At 59.4% G+C, this 21,975-nt stretch carries 16 protein-coding genes; 9 read left to right on the forward strand and 7 right to left on the reverse strand.

Features of this window, described 5'->3' with window-relative positions; all coding sequences use genetic code 11:
- The first annotated feature begins 198 nt into the window (after positions 1-198).
- The 3 genes from AKL27_RS00005 (at position 199) to AKL27_RS00015 (ending at position 4,103) form a co-directional block, all read left to right on the forward strand.
- Positions 199-1,239, forward strand: a complete 1,041-nt coding sequence (locus tag AKL27_RS00005; RefSeq protein ID WP_050460534.1) for a MerR family transcriptional regulator — start codon at positions 199-201, stop codon at positions 1,237-1,239.
- A 19-nt stretch (positions 1,240-1,258) separates the two neighbouring features.
- On the forward strand, positions 1,259-2,710 hold the full coding sequence (locus AKL27_RS00010) for a carotenoid oxygenase family protein (RefSeq protein WP_050460535.1): 1,452 nt from the start codon (positions 1,259-1,261) through the stop codon (positions 2,708-2,710).
- A gap of 175 nt (positions 2,711-2,885) precedes the next feature.
- Entirely contained in the window at positions 2,886-4,103 is a 1,218-nt protein-coding gene (locus tag AKL27_RS00015) for an HNH endonuclease (RefSeq protein WP_050460536.1), read from the forward strand.
- Between the two features lie 104 nt (positions 4,104-4,207).
- On the opposite strand, the gene AKL27_RS00020 is transcribed toward AKL27_RS00015, so the two are convergent.
- Positions 4,208-6,049: a TRAP transporter large permease gene (locus tag AKL27_RS00020; RefSeq protein WP_083438779.1), complete on the reverse strand. Its 1,842-nt coding sequence runs from the start codon at positions 6,047-6,049 to the stop codon at positions 4,208-4,210.
- Positions 6,050-6,075: 26 nt separating this feature from the next.
- Positions 6,076-7,140, reverse strand: a complete 1,065-nt coding sequence (locus AKL27_RS00025; RefSeq protein ID WP_198155837.1) for a TRAP transporter substrate-binding protein — start codon at positions 7,138-7,140, stop codon at positions 6,076-6,078.
- Between the two features lie 244 nt (positions 7,141-7,384).
- Here AKL27_RS00025 and AKL27_RS00030 point away from each other — a divergent pair, with 244 nt between their 5' ends.
- From AKL27_RS00030 to AKL27_RS00045, 4 genes are all read left to right on the forward strand, one after another.
- Complete coding sequence (locus tag AKL27_RS00030) at positions 7,385-8,305, forward strand: LysR substrate-binding domain-containing protein (protein WP_050460538.1); 921 nt, start codon at positions 7,385-7,387, stop codon at positions 8,303-8,305.
- 314 nt (positions 8,306-8,619) lie between these two features.
- A complete protein-coding gene (locus tag AKL27_RS00035) occupies positions 8,620-9,987 on the forward strand; it encodes an NAD(P)H-dependent oxidoreductase (protein ID WP_050460539.1) in 1,368 nt (455 codons plus the stop codon).
- Positions 9,988-9,995: 8 nt separating this feature from the next.
- The gene (locus tag AKL27_RS00040; RefSeq protein ID WP_050460540.1) at positions 9,996-10,337 is read left to right on the forward strand and encodes a putative quinol monooxygenase; all 342 of its coding nucleotides are present in this window, start codon (positions 9,996-9,998) and stop codon (positions 10,335-10,337) included.
- On the forward strand, positions 10,334-11,248 hold the full coding sequence (locus tag AKL27_RS00045; RefSeq protein WP_050460541.1) for an NAD(P)-dependent oxidoreductase: 915 nt from the start codon (positions 10,334-10,336) through the stop codon (positions 11,246-11,248). Before AKL27_RS00040 ends, AKL27_RS00045 begins: the two co-directional genes overlap by 4 nt.
- Before the next feature lie 93 nt (positions 11,249-11,341).
- On the opposite strand, the gene AKL27_RS00050 is transcribed toward AKL27_RS00045, so the two are convergent.
- The 5 genes from AKL27_RS00050 to AKL27_RS00070 all read right to left on the reverse strand — a co-directional run bounded on the left by AKL27_RS00050 (position 11,342) and on the right by AKL27_RS00070 (position 15,064).
- Entirely contained in the window at positions 11,342-11,917 is a 576-nt protein-coding gene (locus AKL27_RS00050) for a carboxymuconolactone decarboxylase family protein (RefSeq protein ID WP_050460789.1), read from the reverse strand.
- A gap of 206 nt (positions 11,918-12,123) precedes the next feature.
- Positions 12,124-12,366 carry a hypothetical protein gene (locus AKL27_RS00055; RefSeq protein WP_050460542.1) on the reverse strand — a complete coding sequence of 81 codons (243 nt, stop codon included), beginning with the start codon at positions 12,364-12,366 and terminating at the stop codon, positions 12,124-12,126.
- A 111-nt stretch (positions 12,367-12,477) separates the two neighbouring features.
- The gene (locus AKL27_RS00060) at positions 12,478-12,960 is read right to left on the reverse strand and encodes a GNAT family N-acetyltransferase (RefSeq protein ID WP_050460543.1); all 483 of its coding nucleotides are present in this window, start codon (positions 12,958-12,960) and stop codon (positions 12,478-12,480) included.
- Positions 12,961-13,001: 41 nt separating this feature from the next.
- Complete coding sequence (gene mntP / locus AKL27_RS00065; protein ID WP_050460544.1) at positions 13,002-13,574, reverse strand: manganese efflux pump MntP; 573 nt, start codon at positions 13,572-13,574, stop codon at positions 13,002-13,004.
- 308 nt (positions 13,575-13,882) lie between these two features.
- A complete protein-coding gene (locus AKL27_RS00070) occupies positions 13,883-15,064 on the reverse strand; it encodes an MFS transporter (RefSeq protein ID WP_050460545.1) in 1,182 nt (393 codons plus the stop codon).
- A 94-nt stretch (positions 15,065-15,158) separates the two neighbouring features.
- Here AKL27_RS00070 and AKL27_RS00075 point away from each other — a divergent pair, with 94 nt between their 5' ends.
- Entirely contained in the window at positions 15,159-16,040 is an 882-nt protein-coding gene (locus AKL27_RS00075; RefSeq protein ID WP_050460546.1) for a LysR family transcriptional regulator, read from the forward strand.
- Positions 16,041-16,142: 102 nt separating this feature from the next.
- Positions 16,143-21,953 (forward strand): alpha-2-macroglobulin family protein, encoded by a 5,811-nt coding sequence (locus AKL27_RS00080; RefSeq protein ID WP_050460547.1) that lies wholly within the window; start codon positions 16,143-16,145, stop codon positions 21,951-21,953.
- Positions 21,954-21,975 lie beyond the last annotated feature (22 nt).

Consider the following 21,975-nt stretch of genomic DNA (forward strand, 5'->3'; position numbering starts at 1 on the left):
CGCCTGCGCGGCTCACGGCGGGGCTCGAAGGGATTCGCTTGCAAGCGAATCGGCGGCCCGCAGAATGTGGGCGAGCCCCATCATTCTCCGTCCATGCAAATCCCCTCGAATGCAAATCTTTCTGCATATTCATTTCAAATCCCCTTGACCCTCTCGTAACGTCACAGTCTATGATCGCTGCAACTGGAGGAGCGAGACATGCAGTTCAAGATTGGCGAGTTGGCGCGACGTAGCGGACTGAGCGTACGCGCGCTGCGACATTACGATGACATCGGTTTATTGAAACCGTCGGCACGGGCCGCGAGCGGATACCGCCTGTATGGCGCCGAAGACATCGCGCGTTTGTATCGGATACAGGCGTTGCGGCGGCTGGAGGTATCGCTGAAGGATATCGCGCTGATGCTTGACGATGACCCCGACGGATTGCGTGATGCCGTGGCCCGGCAATTGTCATCGCTGGCGCAGGAAATTCGTCAGGCGACGGCATTGCAAGCGCATCTCACTGATTTGCAACGTCAGTTGGAAGCCAGCACCGCACCGACGGTCGATGATTGGCTGACGGCGCTGGAGAGCATGGTCACCGGCGCGAAGTATTTCAGTCATGACGAGTTGACCAGGCTGAAGACGCAACGTGCTGCGCCGACCGCCATGCGCCAGCGCGAGAAAGCCGCGTTGAGCGCAGATCTGAAACACATGCTCGATACCGGCGTGGCACCGGAAAGCCGCGCCGCCATGAGTCTGGCCTGCCGCTGGATTGAGTTGCTGCTGGAAGAAACGCAGGGCAATGAAGCCATGCTGATGAAGCTGCACGCCATGCACTGGCATGAGCCGGCACTGCATGCGCTGACCGGGATCGATCAGGCCGGCATCCAGTTCATCGCGCACGCCATGGCGCACAGCCGGCTGAATTTGTATGCCGCCTATTGCAGTCCCGAAGAGATGGCAGTGCTGCGCACTCATTACGTCAATCAAACCGATGCCTGGCCGCCGCTGATCGGCGCGATGCGCGACGGCATGTTGCGCGGCCTGGCGCCCGACAGCGCTGAAATACAGGTGCTTGCGCGACGCTGGCAAGCACTGTCGCTGGCCAAGGCCGGCGGCGATCTCAAGCTGCATGCGAAATTGCAGCACGCATTTCAACAGGATGCGGCACTGCGTCTCGGTTCCGGCATCGACGCGCCCCTGATGGCCTATGTCGGCGCCGCCATGCGCAGTTTGCAACTGCACGATACCAATTAAAAAACACACAGAAAAGCCCATGCACCCACCGCCGCCTGCGACACAGCATTTTTTCACCGGCAACTATGCCCCGATCAATACCGAACACGATATACCGCTGCTCGACGTCAGCGGCCACATTCCTGAAGCATTGTCCGGCGCGCTGTACCGGGTCGGCCCCAATCCACAATATGCGCCGCGCGACGACAACTACCACTGGTTTTCCGGGGATGGCATGGTGCACGCATTTTTCATCGCCAACGGCCAGGTTTCCTATCGCAACCGCTGGGCTCGCACACCCAAATGGGAACTGGAACATCAGGCCGGGCGGGCGCTGTTTGGCAGCTTCGGCAATCCGGCCACCAGCGATCCCGTCGCGCTCGGCAATCACAGCGGCACCGCCAATACCAGCATGGTCTGGCATGGCGGCCGTTTGTTCGCACTGGAAGAATCGCATCAACCGTTCGAACTCGACAGCCAGACGCTGGCATCGAAAGGACATCAAAGTTTTGACGGGCAAATCACCAGTCGTTGCACCGCGCATCCGAAAGCCGATCCCGCTACCGGCGAACTGCATTTCTTTGCCTATTCAGCTGAAGGTCCCGGCACCACCGGCATGCTTTACGGCGTGCTGGATCAGCATTGCAAGGTGCGCAGCCTGCAGGCTTTCGATGCCCCCTATGCCAGCATGATGCACGACTTCATGTTGACGCAGAAACATGTACTGTTCCCCGTCATGCCGCTGACCATCAGCGTCGAACGCGCCATGCAAGGCAAGCCGCTGCTGGCGTGGGAAGCCGGCAAGCGAACGCATGTGGGTGTATTGCAGCGAGGGCAGCCGGTCGAGACGTTACGCTGGTTCGACACTGACGCTTGCCACGTATTTCATGTCATGAATGCCTGGGATGACGGCGAAACTGTCGTCGCCATCGTGATGCAGGCCGAAGTCGCCCCGGGCTTGCCCGACGAGCAGGGCAAACCCGGTGATCCGCAAGCCATGGCAGCCCGTCTGTGTCGCTGGACCTTTGATCTCGCCAGCGCTGGCCGGGATTTTCAGCGTGAGTATCTGGACGATCTGGTCGCCGAATTTCCGCGCATTGACGAGCGCTACACCGGCAGGCGCAATCGCTACGGCTTTTATATTTGCCACGCCAGCGCATGCCCCAGAGACGACGCCGAAAGCATCCTCTACGACAGCCTGGCCCGTTTCGATTTCGACACCGGCCAGCGGCAGATCTACACACTACCGGCCGGCGACGTGATCTCCGAACCGGTGTTTGTGCCGCGCGCCGACGATGCGCCTGAAGCTGACGGCTGGCTATTGGCGGTGGTGTGGCGTGCCACAGAGAACCGCAGCGACTTGTTGATCTTCGATGCCACGGATATCGCAGCAGGACCGCAAGCGCTGGCGCATTTGCCGCATCGGGTGCCGTTTGGGTTTCATGGGAGTTGGCGGAGTGGCGAGGCTGCTACGGGTGGTGCCAACATTTGAATACACCTCCATTCGGCACTATATCAATGCTCGCTATGGCGGGCATTTTCAATTGCGGCGTTGCTATGGTTATTAGCGCCGGATTGATAATGATCAATTCTCGTCAATTTAGTTACTAATACTAGAATTTATTTGGCATTATCTAGGCTCTGATTTCAACGATAGCCACTACGTGATGACCACCTGGATTTTTCAAGGCAATCCATCCATTTTCGATTTCGCTGCGTATCTGCAGTCAACGCCGGGAGCAATCACTTGGTTCGTCGAGTCGGATGCGACAGAGATGCGCTGCGGCGATAGTGTTTTTCTGTGGCGTTCCGAAGGCGTAGGGGAGAATGCCAGCGATGCGGGCGTAGTCGCTTATGCTGAAATCATCTCAGATGTATCGCTGATGCCCGAGGAGCCAGAGTCGGTGCAATTTTGGAGAGACACGTCGAAGCTGGGTATTGCACAGTCGAGAGTATGGCTAAAAATCATTCGTGCAGCGAAATCAAAAGAGGTCTTAAAACAGGAGTGGTTGCGTGAAGATACGCAATTAAAAACCATGCTGGTCTTGAAGCAGCCGGTTGGTGCCAATAGCAAGTTGACGCAGATCGAAGCAGATCGGCTGCAGAAAATGTGGTCCCGGGTCGGGCAGAATTGGAATCGTAGCGAATCAATTGCGGGACTGTGGGCGTATGTGGAAACCTACGGCAAAGCCGTTTCTCGATTAGCTGGTTCGCCTGTTGATAAGGTGTCGGTGTTGACTGGACGCGCAATCAGTGGCGTCTATAACAAGCTCATGAATTTTCGCAGTATCGATCCACGGGACCCGCGCAAGGGCATGTCTGGCGCGGGGCAGATGGATCGTGCGGTATGGTCCGAATTCTTTGATGCGACGATGCAAACACTGGACGACGCAGCTATTCGAGCCGAATTTGAGCGTTTGTGGGGAGTACTTCCGGCCGCTGCCATTGATGTCTATGCAGATCAACGCGCAGAGTCAGAAGTGTTTGGCGCGGAAGTCGAGAAATTGCTTACTCGTAGTTTGGCGTCGCTCATGGCTGCCTATAACAGACAGCGTCAGCAGCCCAAAGTAAGAAGCGATGGCAAACCAAAAACACGGACTGGGCGTACTACCTTGTATGACCGTAATCCCTTGGTGGTCGCGATTGCGAAGATGCGGGCCGAGAGTCAATGCGAGGTGGCAGACTGCGCGCACGATCTATTTATCGATGCCGCTGGCCAGCCATATTGTGAAATTCATCACATCAATCCGCTTTCCGAAGGCGGCGCGGATGATATTGAAAACGTCGTCTGCGTATGCCCGGCACATCACCGCGAAGCACATTTCGGCAAGAATGCGCAGGCACTTCGAGTCTCCTTTTTTGAAATGCGTGCTAAAGCCCGATAGGTTCTTCCAGCCGAGGTACAGAATCTTACGAAAGAAAAAAGCCGTTCAGTTTTTAGCTGAACGGCATTTTTCTTCAAGCAAGTATTTGCTTCACCACCTCACCATCAAAGAAACCCAATAGAAATCCAGGGAATGAACGTAATCGCAATCAAGCCCAGCAACAGCATCCCCAGATACAACCAAATCCGCTTGAGCGCCACTTCCGGTTTGACTTCGCCGATGATGCAGGCGGCGTAGTAGCACAGGCCGAACGGTGGGGCGAAGACGCCGAGGCCCATGGCCAGGATGACTACCATGGCGTAGTGGATTTCATGGATGCCGAGCTGGCGCGCAATCGGGAACAGCAGCGGGCCGAACAGGACGATGGCGGGGATGCCTTCGAGTACGCTGCCGAGTACGATGAAGGCCACAATCGAGACCAGCATGAAGCCGGTAGCGCCGCCGGGAACCACGGTCATCAGTGCTGCCAGGTCATGGGAAAAGCCTGATTGCGTCAAGGCCCAACCCATGGCGCTGGCGGCGCCGACGATGAACAGGATCGCGCCCGAGAGTGCGGCGGTCTGTACCAGAATCGGCAGGGCCATGTGCCACTTCAGGCTGCCGCGATAAATGATCAGGCCGACGATCAGCGAGTAGGCAATGCCGATGGTGGAGACTTCGGTGGCGGTGGCGACGCCTTCGACTACCGCGGTGCGGATCACGAACGGCAGCAGCAGCGCCGGCAGGGCAATCGCGAACGTCTTGAGCACCGTTTTGAGTGGGGCACGCTTGGTTTCGACGTGATCCTTGCCGGCACGCCACCAGGCTACTACCGCCAGCACGATGGCGAGTACGAAGGCCGGCAGGATACCGGCGGTGAACAGCGCCGCAATCGAAATGCCGGTGACCGAGGCAATCGCGATCAACACCAGCGACGGCGGGATGGTTTCACTCATGGCGCCGGACGCGGCCAAGAGCGAAATCAGTTCGCTGTCTTGCATGCCGCGCTTGCGCATTTCGGGAAACAGGACCGGCGCCACGGCCGCCATGTCGGCGGTCTTCGATCCGGAAATGCCGGACACCAGCAGCATCGCACCGAGCAGTACATACGACATGCCGCCGCGCACGTGGCCGACCAAAGAGGCCAGGAATTCCACCATCACCCGCGCCAGTCCGGTGGCATGCACCAGTTGCCCGAGCAGCACGAACATCGGTACTGCCAGCAGAATCAGGCTGCTCATGCCTTCATCCATGCGACCGACGACGATCACGACCGGCGTCGAGGTGGTCGTCAGCAAGTAGGCACAGGTGGCGATGGCAAAGGCGAAGGCAATCGGTGCTCCGGCCATGACTGCTGCACCCAATACGCCGATAAAGAAGATCGGCAATGCGCTCTGGCCCATCGCCGTCAGCACTGGCGCGCCCAGATAACAGGCGCCGGCAATCACTGCCAGCAAGGCGCCGACAGTCAGCATGTCGCGCTTGTCGTGGTGCATCAGCCGCAGTGCGCAACTGATGAAGGCAATGATGAAGCCGACCGGCAATGCCAGTGCGCGTACCGTGCCGCTCCAGCCGAGCGCCGGGGTTTCGACGAAGCCCTGGTCTTCGACATAGTCGAAGCTCGGATGCAGCACGATGGCCAGCAGCACGGCGGTGATTCCGACCGCCAGCGTTTCGGTCCAGGCTTGCGCCCGTGGCGACAGCTTGGAGACGAAGAAGGTCAGCCGCATATGGCAAGAGCGTTGTACCGCCAATGCGCTGCCCAACATCGCCAGCCACAGGAACAGGATCGAGGCCAGTTCGTCGCTCCAGATCAGCGAACTGTGAAATACCGAGCGCGCGATAATGCCGACGAACAGCAGCACCACCTCGGCCACCAGCACGCTGGCAGTCACCACCTCGACCGACTTTTCCAGCCATTGCTGGATGCTGGTCAGCAGGTGGCCGGCGGGGCCTTTGAATGGCATCGGTGCGCTCATGCTGTGGGCGGCGCTCACGACATTTTTCCTACAGTGGCCTCCAGCGCAGCCCATGGCGCGGCGCCGAACTTGTCGCGCCACTCCTTGTAAAAGCCGGCGTCAGACAAGGCTTTGCGGAAAGAGTCGCGATTGGCCGTTTCGAAAATGATGCCTTTCTTGCTCAACTGGTCTTTGAGGGTGGCGTTGAGGTGGTCGACATCGGCCCGTTGTTCCATGTTGGCGCGGTCGAATTCGCGCTGCACGATTTTCTTCAGGTCGTCCGGCAGATTGGCCCAGGCGCGGCGGTTGCCGAGCAGCCAGAACGGGTCCCAGATGTGATTGGTCTGGCTGATGTATTTCTGGACTTCATACAGCTTGCCGGCTTCAATCGCCACCAGACCGTTTTCTTGACCGTCGACCAGCTTGGTTTGCAGCGCGGTATACAGTTCGTTGAAATTGATCGAGGTCGGATTGGCGCCGAGCGCCTTGAACAGCGAAGTGAACATCGGCGATACCGGCACCCGGATACGGTAGCCCTGCAAGTCGGCCGGGGTCTTGATCGGTTTCGAGGCCGAGGAAATCTGGCGGAAGCTGTTGTCGCCGGCTTTGGCCACCGAAACGAAACCGCTCTTGTCGATCTGGGCCCGGATCAGTTTGCCTAGTTCGCCATCGACGCTGCTCCAGACTTGCTGATAATCGGAATAAGTGAAACCGACGTTGGTGATCGCCGTCAGCGGCACCACGGTCGACAGCACCGAACCGGCGATGTTGAGAAATTCGACGCCGCCGGAACGCACCTGGGTCAGCAGATCGGTATCCGAACCCAGCTGGCTGGCCGGGAAGAAACGAATATCGACGCGTCCGGAACTGGCTTCGCGGATGCGGTCGGTGGCTTGTTTCAGGCGGGCATTGATCGGCTGGTCGAGCGATTGGCCGGTCGCCAGTTTGTAATTGAATTCGGCGGCGCGGGCCGGACCCGACCATACGGTAAACAACGGCAGCGCCGCGGCGGCCGTCAACAGACTGCGGCGGGTGGCGGATGGCGGATTCGACGACAGGGTCGATGGTGAAGCGCCGCGTGGCGGTTTGACTGGTTTCATGCTCTGGTCTCCAATTTTTATAGGTCAGTATCCGGCGCAGGGGCCCGATGCTGGCGTCCGATATATCCGGTGCAGCCCTGATCGGCTGCAGCAACCGGATAAGCCGACACCGGTTGCTGACGAGTTTTACCTTACCTTCTGCGAGGCTGAGTGCGGTCTCGGTGATTGAATGTAAAAGCTTTGTTGGTGAAGTACAATTAATTTATTTTTCTCTATCGTGTAGAAAATTTAAAGGGTTGCTGCCATGTACCTGCCGCTTCGCTCCATCAGTGTATTCAACGCCGTTGCCCGTGCCGGCAGCATTTCCAGTGCCGCCGAAGAACTCAATGTGACGCCGTCGGCGGTCAGCCAGCAAATCCAGGCGCTGGAAACCCATCTCGGCACTTCCCTGATGGTCAAGGTCGGGCGCGGCGTGGCGCTGACCGAAGCGGGTGAGCGCTACTTCTCGATGATCGCCGAAGAAATCGACCGCATTTCCGAAGCCACCCAAAGCATCCGCGGCTTGCGGCCGGTCACCTTGCTGACGGTGCGGGCCACGCCGACTTTGTCGAGCAAGTGGCTGTTGCCGCGACTGCGTTCATTTCTGGATGCCAATCCCGACCTCGAAGTCCGTCTCAACGGCACCAATGAAGTGACCGATTTTACGCGCGAAACGGTGGACGTTGAAATCCGCCATGGCCGTGGTCAATGGCCCGGTTTGTACACCGAAGGCTTGACCGAGGAATGGTTTTTTCCGGTGTGTCGGCCCGATTATGCGGCCGCCGCCAGCCTCGATGCGACCGAAGTGGCGCAGCACCGCCTGATCCATTCGGTGAAGTCGCAGGTGCAGTGGCCATACTGGTTTTCGATGAGCAAGGTGACGCCGCCGAACCAGATCCGGCGCGTGCTGTTTGACCGCAGCCATATGGCCATCGACGCCGCTGCCGATGGCATCGGGCTGGCGCTGGAAAGCAGCCTGATGATGTGGCGCGAACTGCGCGAATGCAGTCTGATTTGCCCGGTACGCAAACCACCGAGGATTTCCCAGACCACGCAATGGATTGTCTGTCCGGTCGATCACTTGCGCAAAAACAAAGTCAGCCTGTTCATCGATTGGCTGCGGGCAGAGGTGGCGCAATGGCAGGCGGAGCAGGCGCAACAGGTGCAATTGCCGTTTGCGAAGTAGACCGGTATGACCCGGCCGCCCATGGTATGGATTAGAAAAACTAAGTTGTTTGATCGTAAATGTTAATTGTTTTAACAGGACGCGCTGAGTAAACTTTTTACACGCATCGGGTCAGTGCAAGCTGCAAGAGAAGCAGTTGATCCGCTGCGCAAGAGTCTGTCGTCTGGTAGTTGCCTGAAGGTTGCGCCGGTGTCTGCATGACCCGGTGAACCCGGCAGGCAAGGCGGCAATTTCACGCTTCCGGCATCGCACCCAAAGCCTAAAACGCGAGAGACAAGTGCGATGCCCTCTGTTAATGACATGAAGGATCAATAATGAATCTGTACAGCTTGCTGCGTGAACGCGCGGCCGCCGGCCGCCCGGTGCGCGTCGGTCTGATTGGCGCCGGTAAATTCGGTTCGATGGTGCTGGCCCAGGCGCAACACATTGAAGGCATGCACATTGTCGGCGTCGCCGATCTCAATGTGGAAAAAGCGCATGCCGCGCTGCAACGGGTGGGCTGGGCGGCTGACAAATACCAAGCCAAAACCCTCGGCGATGCGGTCAAGAAGGGCACCACCTGCGTGCTGGAAAACGCAGCGGCGCTGGCCGAGTGCGACGAAATCGAATGCATCATCGAAGCCACCGGCCATCCGATTGCCGGCGTGCGCCATGCGCTGGCCGCGATTGAGGGCGGCAAGCATGTGGTGATGGTCAACGTCGAAGCCGATGCCATGTGCGGTCCGCTGCTGGCGGCACGCGCCAAGGCCAAGGGCGTGGTGTACAGCATGGCGTATGGCGACCAGCCGGCGATCATTTGCGAATTGGTGGACTGGGCGCGCTCGTGCGGTTTTGAACTGGTCTCGGCCGGCAAGGGCATGAACTTCGAACCGCGTTATCGTTATTCGACACCGGATACGGTGTGGGGCTTTTTCGGCTGGACCGATGAAGAAGTGGCGGCCGGCGACTTCAATCCCAAGATGTACAACTCGTTCACCGACGGCACCAAGGCGGCGATTGAAATGGCCGCCGTGGCCAACGGCACCGGCCTCGATTGCCCGGACGATGGCCTGGCATTTCCGCCGACCGGTTTGCATGATCTGGCCAGCGTCTTCCGGCCGGCCGCCGATGGTGGTCGTCTGGCGCGCAGCGGTCTGGTCGATATCGCCGCCAGCCAGGAACCGGATGGCCGCGAAGTCTTCAACAATATCCGCTATGGCGTGTTCGTCACTTTCAAGGCCCCGACCGAATATGCGCGCGCCTGCTTCAAGCAGTATGGCTTGCTGGTCGACAAGTCGGGTTGGTATGGTTCGATGTGGCGGCCATTCCATCTGATCGGTCTGGAAACCAGCATCAGTGTGCTGTCGGCGGTATTGCGCGGCGAAGCCACCGGCTGCTCGAAGGAATTCCGTGGCGATGCCGTCGCGACCGCCAAGCGCGATCTGAATCCGGGTGAAATGCTGGACGGCGAGGGTGGTTACGCGGTGTGGGCCAACGCCATTCCGGCCTCCAGGAGTCTGGCCGTGGGCGCGTTGCCGATTGGTCTGGCGCATAACGTCAAGCTCAAGCGCGCGGTCAAGAAAGATGCCGTGGTGCGCTTTGAGGATGTCGAGTTGGCGCATGATCTGGATGTGGTGGCATTGCGGCAGGAAATGGAGCGTCATGCACGCACCAATCCGGGCGGCAGCATCTTGTTGCGCTAGGAGTGACGATGACGAATGCCAGCGCGGTATCTGTGGCACCTGCCGCATCTGTCTTCGTCGTGATTGCCGAGTTCGAGGTCAAGTCCGCCGCGCTGGCGGATTTCCTCGCGCTGGCGCATGACGACGCCCACCATTCGGTGACTGATGAAGCCGGATGTCTGCAATTTGACGTAGTCTGTTTTCCCGATTCGACGCGCGTGCTGTTTTATGAAATTTACCGCGACCGCGCCGCGTTCGATGTCCATCTGAAGACGCCGCATCTGGAACGTTTCAGAGCCGGTTTCCCGGCCTGTATCGAACGCGAATTGCCGGTGCGCTTCGGCTTTCGGGATGGCGGAGCAGTGCAATGACGGCGCCGCTGACCATCGGTTTTATCGGCACCGGGATCATGGGGTTTCCGATGGCGCGCCATCTGGCGCAAGCCGGCTACCGGCTACAAGCCTGGAACCGGACGCCGCACAAAGCTCAGCGGCTGGCGGCATCCGGGGTAACGGTTGTGGCTGAAGTGCAAGAGGTGGTGCGCGCTGCCGATGTGTTGATTTGCATGCTCAGCTCCGGTCCCAGTTGCGATGAAGTGCTGCTCGGTGAGCAGGGCTTGATTGCTGCCATGCGGCCCGGCGCATTGCTGATCGTGATGAGTTCGATCCCGGTCGAAACTGCGCGCCATCAGGCAGTACAGGCGACGTTGCGTGGCATCGCCTATATCGATGCGCCGGTCTCGGGCGGTGAAAAGGGCGCGACGGAAGCGACGCTGGCGATCATGGCCGGCGGCACCCCGCAGGCATATGAACAGGCGCGTCCGGTGCTTGAAAAGATGGGCCGTCCGACCCACGTCGGACCAGCCGGTTCGGGCGAGCTGGCCAAGCTGGTCAATCAGATGATGGTCGCCAATACGATTGCCAGCGTGGCCGAAGCGCTGTTGCTGGCGGAACGCGGCGGCGCCGATCCGGCCAAGGTGCGCGAAGCCTTGCTCGGCGGTTTTGCCGACTCGACCATCTTGCGCCAGCATGCCTTGCGCATGATCGCCGGTGATTTTGCACCGGGCGGGCCGGCGCGTTATCAGGTCAAGGACACCAGCACGGCGATCCGTTTCGCGCACAGCGTCGGACTCGATTTGCCGATGCTGAATCAGGCTGACCAATTGTTCGCCGCCATGCTGGAACATGGCGACGGCGATCTCGATCACAGCGGCATCATTCGCGAATTGCGGCGGCATAATCAACTGGCGGTGTGCGTCAGCAGCACTGCAGCAGTACCGTAGTGCAGCGGCGCAGCAGATGGCGATGTCTGCATTCCTGAAAAGCCAATGCCCGCATCGGCGGGCATTGGCTTTGTGCGCAAGCGCCAAGCAGAATTACTTCACGAACGGCTTCAACGGTGCGACCTTGGTATCCGGATTTTCGGTCCGCACGCCATTCATGATGATCGCCAAAAAGTTGTAGTAACCGTTGACGCCCAGCATGTCGATGACCCCGGTATCGCCAAAGCGGGCCTTGGCACGGTTATAGGTGACGTCAGACACGCCCTTGTTGGTATTGATCTCGGTCGAGAAGTCATACACGATCTGCTCGTCCTCGCTCATGCCCTGCGGTGTGCGGCCATCGGCGATGGCATCGATGACTTCTTGCTTGATGCCGACCTTGAGCGCAATCGGCTGATGCAAATACCATTCGACTTGCTGGGTCCAGTGCCGCGCCACGATCAGGATCACCAGTTCCGACAGCTTGGTGCCGATGGCGCTCTTGTAGCGCAGGTACTCGCCCATCTTGGACGAGCGGTCCATCAGCTCGGGACTGCGCAGCAGCGGAATGAACGGACCATACAACGCCTTGCGCGGACCATCGATGATGTCCTGTGCCGCCTTGCGTTGGGCGTCGTTGAGCTGGTCCATCGCCGGTATCGGCATTCTGTCTTGCGCGTTGACTTGCATGCAGACGCCGAGCAGGCACAACAAGGACATCAGTTTCAGTATTTTCAAGCTACGTCTCCCAAGGATTGATTGTCATTATTGATGTCGCCTCTGCTTGCCGGCAGTTGCGCGCATCGATATTACTCTCAATCGCGAGGGGGATTTACCATTTCTTGCAACGGTAAAATTGCATCTTGACCGGTTGCGGCCTGATGCACTGGATTGCTTCAAGCCAGCGATACCACGACCTTCTTGTCGATGCCGCGCTCGCGGACATGGATGGCGGTGGAATAGGGCTGGCGCTGGTGGCCGGCGGCGAGAATTTCCGGCACGTTGATGCCTTTGTGGGTCAGCGCGCGCAGCGCCGTGCCGGGCATCAGCAGATTGAGCAAACGCAGCAGAAAGAACGGTACCGTAAAGGTCGTCTCGTGTTTGCCATCAATGAATTTTTCGATTTTTACGGTTGCCATTGCCAGCCCTCGATGCGATGCAGAGCAGCGATTCTAGCAGCGTTTCTGCTGCATTCTGCATGGCTTGCAAGAATGACAATGCGGGGTGCGCCAGACGTCAGTCCGTTCGCCTCATCTTCCGTCATATTGCATCGGTACAAAACAAATGCCGTTTTTCTCGGCCTCAGGACCCGTCGCGATAAAGCCCAGGCGCTCATACATGGGGACCGCAAACACCGATGAATTGACGCTGAAACCACCGGCATGGCCGTCATTTCCGGCGGCGTCGCGGGCGTGTTGCCACAGGGTGCGGGCGACGCCTTGCCCGTGCAGTTCCGGCGCGACAAACAGATGATGCACGTGGTGCCGTGCCGGCAACTGACGCAGTGCGATGACTCCCGCCAGCGCGGGGTTGCCGCCATGGCTGGCGACGTAATAACGGCAGGCCGGATTGTCGATCAGAGCGCTGATCGCAGCCGGTGTGACCGATGCCAGAAAGGCCGCCGCGCTGTCGTGTGTCGGGTCGGGCACGAAGTAGCCCGCCAGCGCGTTGATCAGCGCGCTGATGTGCCCGGCCTGTGCGGGCCTGGCTGTTGCAATGTGTAACGAGGGCATGATGGTTAAGGTGTGATTGATGGTGTGTGGCGCTGCCGGTGTCAGGCCGCGCCGCTCAAATGTTCATAGAGTATCGTCGCGCCGACGCCGATCAGGACCAGCCCGCCGATCATTTCGGCACGACGGCCGATGAGTTTGCCGAGCAGGCGTCCGAGCATGATACCAATCGTGACCATCAAGGTGGTGGCCAGACCGATGGCCAGCGCCGCTTCGATAATGTTGACATTGACGAACGCCAGTCCGACGCCGACCGCCAGCGCATCGATACTGGTGGCGACCGCAGTCAGCGCCAGCATCATGAATGACTGTTGCTGCGGCTTGGCATCGGCATCGGGCTGTTCTGCTGCCAGTCCGACCCAGATCATGCGCAAGCCAAGACCGACCAACAGCACGAAGGCGATCCAGTGGTCCCACTCGGCGACGAAGGTGGAAGCCATGGAACCGATGGCCCAGCCGATCACCGGCGTGATGGCTTCAATCACGCCAAACAGCAAACCGATTCTGAGCGCCTGAAAAAGATGCGGACGTTGCAGGGCGGCACCCTTGCCGATGGCAGCAGCGAAGGCGTCAGTGGACATGGCGAAAGCCAGAAAAACGATAGCGGCGAAGTTCATGAGGGGATTTCCGATCGGGCAGGCGTCAACGACACAGCCGTGCGCCCGAACTTTGCACGGCCATATCGTTGGTCTCGCCAACCATCGTGCCCGTGACAGGCGCTGGCTACCAGTACCACGACCGCAGTTGAATGCCGTCGATGATGTTGATACTGGCTCTCCCGCATTGCGCGGAAGCAGGCTACTCCCCAAAGAGAGTCGCCATTGTAAAGGGATATGGCGACCAGCGCAGCGAAGTTTTCATGTTGTCGAATCCTTGCAACGCTGGCCCGTGAGCGGTTGCGGCAGCCGCTCTGGAAACTACGGTGTCAGCAAGCTTCGGCGGCCATGCTGTTGCGGCGCGCAGCCTGACGGCGATCCAGTTGCCAGCTGATGGCTGCCACCGCCAGACCGCTGGCGGTAACCAGTGCCGCTACCCACGAGACAGCATGCAAGCCGGGACCGTGATCGATGGTGACACCGCCGAGCCAGGCACCGAGTGCATTGCCGAGGTTGAAAGCGGCGATGTTGGCCGACGATGACAGGTTCGGTGCGCCAGTGGCTTTTTCCAATACCCGCATTTGCAGCGGCGGCACGGTGGCGAACGCGGCCATGCCGAGCAGACCGACCGTGATCACGGCGGCGATGCGGAACTGGCTGGTCCAGGAGAACAAGACCAATACCGCCGCCAGCAATGCCAGACTGATCATCAGGGTCGGCATCAGATACTTGTCGGCAAACTTGCCGCCGAGCAGATTGCCGATCACCAGACCGACGCCGAACAGCAACAGGATCGGCGACACGGCAGCAGCCGGGAAGCCGCTGATATCGGTCAGAATCGGCGCGATATAGGTGAATGCGGTGAACACGCCGCCGAAACCCAGCACTGTCATCAGCAAGCCCAGCATCACTTGCGGCCGTGCCAGCACGCGCAACTCATGACCGAAATCGGCTTCTTGCTTGCTGTCCGATTTCGGCACCAGCCAGGCAGTTGCCAGCAACGCCACCAGACCGATCACGCTGACCGCCCAGAACGTGGCGCGCCAGCCGTAGGCTTGACCGAGCCAGGTGCCGAATGGCACGCCCAGTACGTTGGCGACGGTGAGGCCGGTAAACATCAGGGCGATGGCGGACGCTTGCTTGTCCTTGGCGACCAGACTGGTGGCGACCACCGAGCCGACGCCGAAGAACGCGCCATGGGCAAATGATGCAATCACGCGGGCGATCATCAGCGTGGCGTAATCGGGGGCCAGCGCACAACCGAGGTTGCCGATCACGAAGATCACCATCAGGCTGACCAGCAAGGTCTTGCGCGGCAGCTTGCCGGTGGTGGCGGTGATCAGCGGGGCGCCGACGAACACGCCGAGGGCATAGCCGGTGACCAGCAAACCGGCGGCCGACAAGGTCACGCCGAGGTTGACGGCGACTTCCGGCAACAAGCCCATGATCACGAATTCCGTGGTGCCGATGGCGAATGCGCTGATGGTCAGCGCCCAAAGTGCAATTGGCATAAAGCCTCCAAATTGAAGAAGGTGCCATTGTGCCCGTCTATTTTGTTGAGAAAAATACCGGTAAAATCAAAAAATATTTGATTTGGAGTCAACAATGGCTATGCAATCGGATGAATTGCGCATCTTCATCGCCGTGGTCGAAGCCGGTAGCCTCAGCGCTGCTGCCGAAGCCCTGGAGCAAACCACGTCCGGTGTCAGCCGCGCCTTGTCGCGGCTGGAAGAAAAACTCGGCACCAGTTTGCTGACGCGCACCACGCGCCGCATGGAACTGACCGAAGAAGGGCAGGTATTTCTGGAGCAGGCGCGCGATATCGTGGCCGCCATGGAACGCGCCGAAGATACGATTCGCATCCGCAGTCAGAAACCAATTGGCAAATTGCGGGTCGATGCTTCGGCGCCGTTCATGTTGCACTGTATCGTGCCGCATGTCGGCGCGTTTCGTGAGGCCTATCCCGAGATTGAACTGGAATTGACCACCAATGACCGTTTCATCGATCTGGTCGAGCAGCGCACGGATATTGCGATCCGCATCGGCGAATTGCAGGATTCGACCTTGCATGCCAAGTCGCTGACCTCGGCGCGGCTGCAATTGCTGGCCAGTCCGGCGTATTTACGCCGCCATGGCCATCCGAAAAATGTGGCGGCGCTGGCACAGCATCAGTTGATCGGATTTACCCAGCCCGACAATCTGAATCACTGGCCGTTGCAATATGAGGAGGGCGACCGTTATCCGGCGCAACCCGCGTTGCGCGCCTCAAGTGGCGAGACCATCAGGCAATTGGCGTTGCACGGACAGGGCATTGCCTGCCTCTCCAACTTCATGTCGGATGAGGATGTGGCGCAAGGCCGCTTGATAAAAGTACTGGAAAAATCACATACGGCCTATCGCCAGAAGGTACATGCCGTTTATTATCGCAATACGCAATTATCCAGACGCATCAGTTGCTTCCTGGATTTTCTGCAAGACAAGCTTTGACGCCGGACCAAGCAACCGGTGGCAAGCAAAAAGCAGCAAGCAAGACTGTCGCAGCAATTAGCGATAACAACGAATAACACATAACAACGTAGTGGAGCAGGAATGAATTTGACTCGCCCGACAGCATATCTGGCCTTGGCCGCAGCGATTTTTGGGGGAATGGCGCAGAGCGCCGCAGCGGCCAGCATCACCGCTTTTTCACCGCAGGGCGAGGTGGCCCAGATCCGGCAGGTAAGAGCGACGTTCTCGGAAGCGGCAGTCAAATTCGGCGATCCCAAGGCCGGTTCGCCGTTCGATGTCAATTGCGCCGTCGCCGGTACCTCGCGCTGGGCCGACGACAAAAACTGGATTTACGATCTGGAAAAGGATTTGCCGGCCGGCACGCGTTGTTCATTCACGCTCAAGCCCGGCTTCAAGACGCTGGCCGGCAACGTGCCGGCTGGCAAGAGCACGTACCAGTTCAATACCGGCGGCCCGGCCATTATCCGCAGCCTGCCGTACAGCGACAATATCGAAGAAGATCAAGCCTTCATCCTGGTGCAAAATGGCGCCGCCACCCAGGCCAGCATTCGCGCGCATCTGTATTGCGAAGCGGAAGGCATCCATGAACGGATTCCGGTCAAGTTCGTGGCAGATGACATGCGCAAGGCCTTGCTCAAGCAATTCGAGCCGCAATCCGATCCGGCCAATGTGACCATCGTGCAGTGTCAGCAACGGCTGCCGAATGACGCGGCGGTCAAGCTGACCTGGGATCGCGGCATCATGACGCCGTCCGGCATCGCCACCTCGCAGCCGCAGACCCTGACCTTCCACGTACGCAAGGAATTTTCCGCCAGTTTCAGTTGCCAGCGTGAAAACGCCAATGCCGCCTGCTCGCCGATCTTGCCGGTACGCCTGACGTTTTCGTCGCCGGTGTCGCGCAAAGTGGCCGAGCAAATCGTGCTCAACGGTAAAAGCGGCAAGATCAAACCTTCGTTTGATGCCGATGACGACAAAGACCTGACCTATGGCGTCAAATTCAAACCGCCGCTGGCAGAGTTGTCTGACTTCACGATCAGCCTGCCATCCGGTTTCAAGGATGACAGCGGGCGTCCGCTCAGCAACGCGGCCATGTTTCCGCTGACGTCGCGTACTGCCGACTACCCGCCGCTGGCCAAGTTTGCCGCAGCGCCGTTCGGCATCATCGAACTCAATGCCGATGCCGCGCTGCCGGTGACCCTGCGTCGCGTCGAAGCCGGCCTGATGGTGCGCGGTGTCGATGGCAAGGCTGGCCCGGGCAAGGTGGCCAATCTGAAAATCGACAGTGATCGCGGCATCATCGAATGGATGACCAGGCTGAACCGCTTCCATGAACGCTGGGGCAGTGGCGACAAGAAACAGATCGACTCGCGCAGCGTCAGCTTGCTGACCAAGGAGCCGGGCGTCAAAGTGTTGAACCTGCCGGCCTTGCCGGAAGCCAAGGATGGCGAACGGCCGTTCGAAGTGGTCGGCATTCCGTTGCAAGAACCGGGTTTCCATGTGGTGGAACTGGAATCGCAAAAACTCGGCGCGTCGTTGCTCGGCAAACCGGTGCCGATGTATGTGCGCACCAGCGCGCTGGTGACCAATCTATCGGTGCACGTCAAGCTGGGCCGGGAGAACGGCGCAGTGTGGGTGACCACGCTGGACAATGCCAAACCGGTGCCGGGCGCCGAGGTGCGCATCTCCAATTGCAAGGGCGATGAAATCTGGCGCGGCAAGACCGATGCCCGTGGCATCGCCATGCTGCCCAAGCCGCTGGAAGATGAATGCCGCAACAATTATGTCGATGGTCGTATCAGCGGCTTTTTCGTGAGCGCCCGCAAGACCGATGAAAAAGGCCGCGCCGATATGGCGTTTGCGCTGACCTCGTGGAACGAGGGCATCGAATCGTGGCGCTTCAATTTGCCCACCGACCGTTCGCAGACCGCGACCGTGCGGGCTCATACGATTTTTGACCGCACCTTGTTCCGCGCCGGCGAGACCGCGTCCATGAAGCATGTGATCCGGGCCCAGAACATGCAGGGTTTCAGCCTGCTCGACAGCGACAAGCTGCCGACCCGGATTCGCATCATTCATCAGGGCAGTGGGCAGGAATTCCAGTTTCCGCTGGCATGGCGGGGACAAAAGAATGCCGAAACCGTGTTTGCCATTCCCAAGGACGCCAAGCTTGGCGTCTATGACGTGATCCTCGATCGCGGCCGGGTGAAGGGGAGCGACAGCAGCGATGACGGCGAAGGTCGCGGCTATTACGGCGGCAACAGTTTCAACACCGGTAGTTTCCGCGTCGAAGAATTCCGCCTGCCCTTGATGCAGGGACGCATTACGCCGCCCAAAGGCGTGCTGGTGGCACCCAAGGAATTGCCACTCGATGTGCAGCTCAATTTCATCAACGGCGGCGGTGCTTCCGGTCAGACGGTGCGCGTGAGCAGTTTGTTGCGCAGTCGTTCGGTCAGCTTCCCGGCCTATGACGGTTTTTCATTCAGCAGCAATGAAAGCAGTACCTACGATGAAGAGGGCAACCGCATCGTCAGTGAAAACGATCAAAAAATCGTCGCTGATAAATTGCCGGTGACGCTGGACAAGAATGGCGCCGGCAAGACCACCATCAAGTCCTTGCCGGCGCTTGCCAGCGCCAAGGAATTGCTGACGGAAATGACCTACAGCGATCCCAATGGCGAAATCCAGACGGTTTCCGGTGTGACGCCGGTGTGGCCGGCAGCAGTGGTGGTCGGTCTCAAGTCCGGCAGCTGGGTGTCGGTGAAGAAGAAAACCACCTTGACCGCGGTCGCACTCGATACTACCGGCAAGCCGCAGGCGGGCGTGCCGATTGAAATCACTGGTCGCGCATTGCAAACCAATTCGCATCGCAAGCGCATGGTCGGCGGTTTTTACGCCTACGAAAATTCGAGCACGGCGACCGATCTCGGCAAGCTGTGCTCGGGCAAGACGGATGACCACGGCATGCTGTTTTGCGATGTGTCGCTGACCGAAGCCGGCAATGTCGAACTGACCGCCAAAGCCAAGGATGCCAAGAGCAATGTAGCGACGGCGGTGTCGTCGTTGTGGGTGACGCGTCAGGGTGAGTTGTGGTTCGCGGGTGAAAATCAGGACCGTATCGATATCCTGCCGGAAAAGAAAACCTATCAGGCCGGTGAAACCGCAATCTTCCAGGTGCGCATGCCATTCCGTTACGCGACTGCCCTGGTGGCGGTCGAGCGCGAAGGCGTGATCGATACCCAGGTGGTGCAACTGAACGGGCAAGACCCGACCATCAGCGTGCCGGTCAAGGCCGCTTACGGACCCAACGTGTTTGTGTCGGTGCTGGCGGTGCGCGGTCGCATGCGCGAAGTGCCGTGGTATTCGTTCTTTACCTGGGGCTGGAAAGAACCGCTCAACTGGTGGCATGAATTCAAGGAATATCAGGCTCCCGGCACCATGGTCGATCTGTCCAAGCCGGCCTACAAATTCGGCATCGCGGAAATCGCCGTCGGCAACGCCGCGCATACGCTGAAGGTGGCGGTGACCAGCGACAAGCCGACGTATCCGATCCGGGCCGTGGCCAAGGTCAATGTCCAGGTCACGCTGCCGGATGGCAAACCTGCCGCTGGCGCCGTGGTGGCATTGGCCGCAGTCGATGAAGCCTTGCTGGAACTGGAACCGAACAACAGCTGGAACCTGCTGGGTGCGATGTTGCAGCGGCGCAGCTATGGCGTGGAAACCGCGACCGCGCAAATGCAGGTGGTCGGCAAACGCCATTACGGCAAGAAGGCGACGCCGGCCGGCGGCGGTGGCGGCAAGTCGCCGACGCGCGAATTGTTCGACACGTTGTTGCTGTGGAAACCGAATGTGGTGCTGGATAACAATGGCCGCGCGCAAGTCGATGTGCCGCTCAATGATGCCTTGACCGCCTTCCGCATTGTGGCGGTGGCCGAGAGTGGCGTCAGCCTGTTCGGCACCGGTACGGCCAGCATCCGGTCGACGCAGGATTTGCAAATCATTTCCGGTTTGCCGCCCTTGATTCGTGAGGGCGATCAGTTCAGCGCTGCCATCACGGTGCGCAACACCACCACCCGCAACATGCAGATTCGCGCCAGCGCCAAGACCACTGGTGCCGGCGCTGCCGACAGCGGATTGCCATTGCCGGATCGTGATGTGGCGATTCCGGCCGGCGAGTCGCGTGAAATCGTGTGGCCGCTGACGGTGCCGCTCGATGTAACGCAACTGACCTGGGATATCAATGCACAAGAGCAGGGTGCCGGTGCGGCTGCCGTCAAGGATAGCCTGCGCGTGACACAAAAAGTGGTGCCGGCAGTACCGGTAACGGTGCAGCAGGCCACTCTGTTCCAGCTCGACAAGGCGATCTCGCTGAATGTGGCGCAACCGGTCGACAGCGTGCCGGGTCGCGGTGGTCTGAACATGTCACTGAAGCCAAGTCTGAGCGGCGGCAGTGAAGGTTTGCGTCGTTACTTTGCCGAGTATCCGTTCTCCTGCCTGGAGCAAAAGACCTCGCGCGCCATCGGCTTGCATGACGACGCCATGTGGCAACGGATTGTCACCGAGTTGCCGACCTATCTGGATGCTGATGGTCTGGCGTATTACTTCCCGCCGAGCGAATCCAATGCGCGGCGCGGCAGCGATACGCTGACAGCGTATTTGCTGGCCGCCACCAATGAAGCCGGTTACGTGATCCCGACCCAAAGCCGGGACAAGATGCTGGAAGGTCTGGCCGCATTTGTCGATGGCAAGGTGATGCGGGATTTCTGGTCGCCCAAGAAAGATCTGGACGTGCGCAAACTGGCAGCATTGGAAGCCTTGTCGCGCTTCAACCGGGTGCAACCGGGCATGCTCGGTTCGATTCAGATCAATCCGAACCAGTGGCCGACCTCGGCAGTGCTGGACTGGATTTCGATTCTGCAACGGACCACGGCCATTCCGGAACGCGACAAGCGTCTGGCGGAAGCCGATCAGATCGTGCGTGCGCGCTTGAATTATCAAGGCACGCGCATGGGCTTTTCCAGTGAAGAAAGCGATTACTGGTGGTGGCTCATGGCCAGTGGCGATACCAATGCCAGCCGTCTGATTCTGGTGATGCTGAATAATCCGGCATGGCGCGACGATATGCCGAAGATTGTCAGCGGTGCCATCCAGCGTCAGCAGCGCGGTCATTGGAGCACCACCACGGCCAACGCCTGGGGCAGCATCGCACTGGATAAATTCAGCAAGAAGTTCGAAACCGAAAAGGTCACCGGCAGCACCCGCGCCGCAGTCGAGCCGGGCAGCGCGGTGCAGACCCATGCATGGAGCGGTGCCGGCGCCAATGGCGGCAAGCTGCAATTGCCGTGGCCGCCGGCGGGGACGCAAGGTGCCGTAAAGTTCACGCAAGAAGGTAGCGGCAAGCCGTGGATCACGTTGCAAAGTCTGGCGGCAGTGCCGCTCAAGACCGCGTTCTCGAGTGGTTACCGCATCACCAAGACCGTGACGCCGATTGAGCAAAAGCAAAAGGGCGTATATACCCGTGGTGATGTCTTGCGGGTCACGCTCGATATTGATGCCCAAACCGATATGTCGTGGGTGGTATTGAGCGATCCGGTGCCGGGTGGCGCCACCCTGCTTGGCTCGGGACTTGGCCGCGATTCAGCCATTACGCGCAGCGGTGAAGATGACGGCCGTTCGCGCGGCGATGCCTGGCTGGCCTATGAAGAGCGCAGCTATGAAGCCTATCGGGCATATTACGAACGGATGCCGAAGGGCAAGAGCAGCATTTCCTACACGGTGCGTCTGAACAATGCCGGTGAATTCAACTTGCCGCAGACCCGGGTCGAAGCAATGTATGCGCCGGAAATGTTTGGCGAGTCGCCGAATCCGAAGATGAGCGTCAAGGCGGCGCAGTAACGGCTAGTGGTATGCAGCAAAC

Origin of the sequence: Herbaspirillum autotrophicum (assembly GCF_001189915.1) — a bacterium.
GTDB lineage: Bacteria > Pseudomonadota > Gammaproteobacteria > Burkholderiales > Burkholderiaceae_D > Herbaspirillum > Herbaspirillum autotrophicum.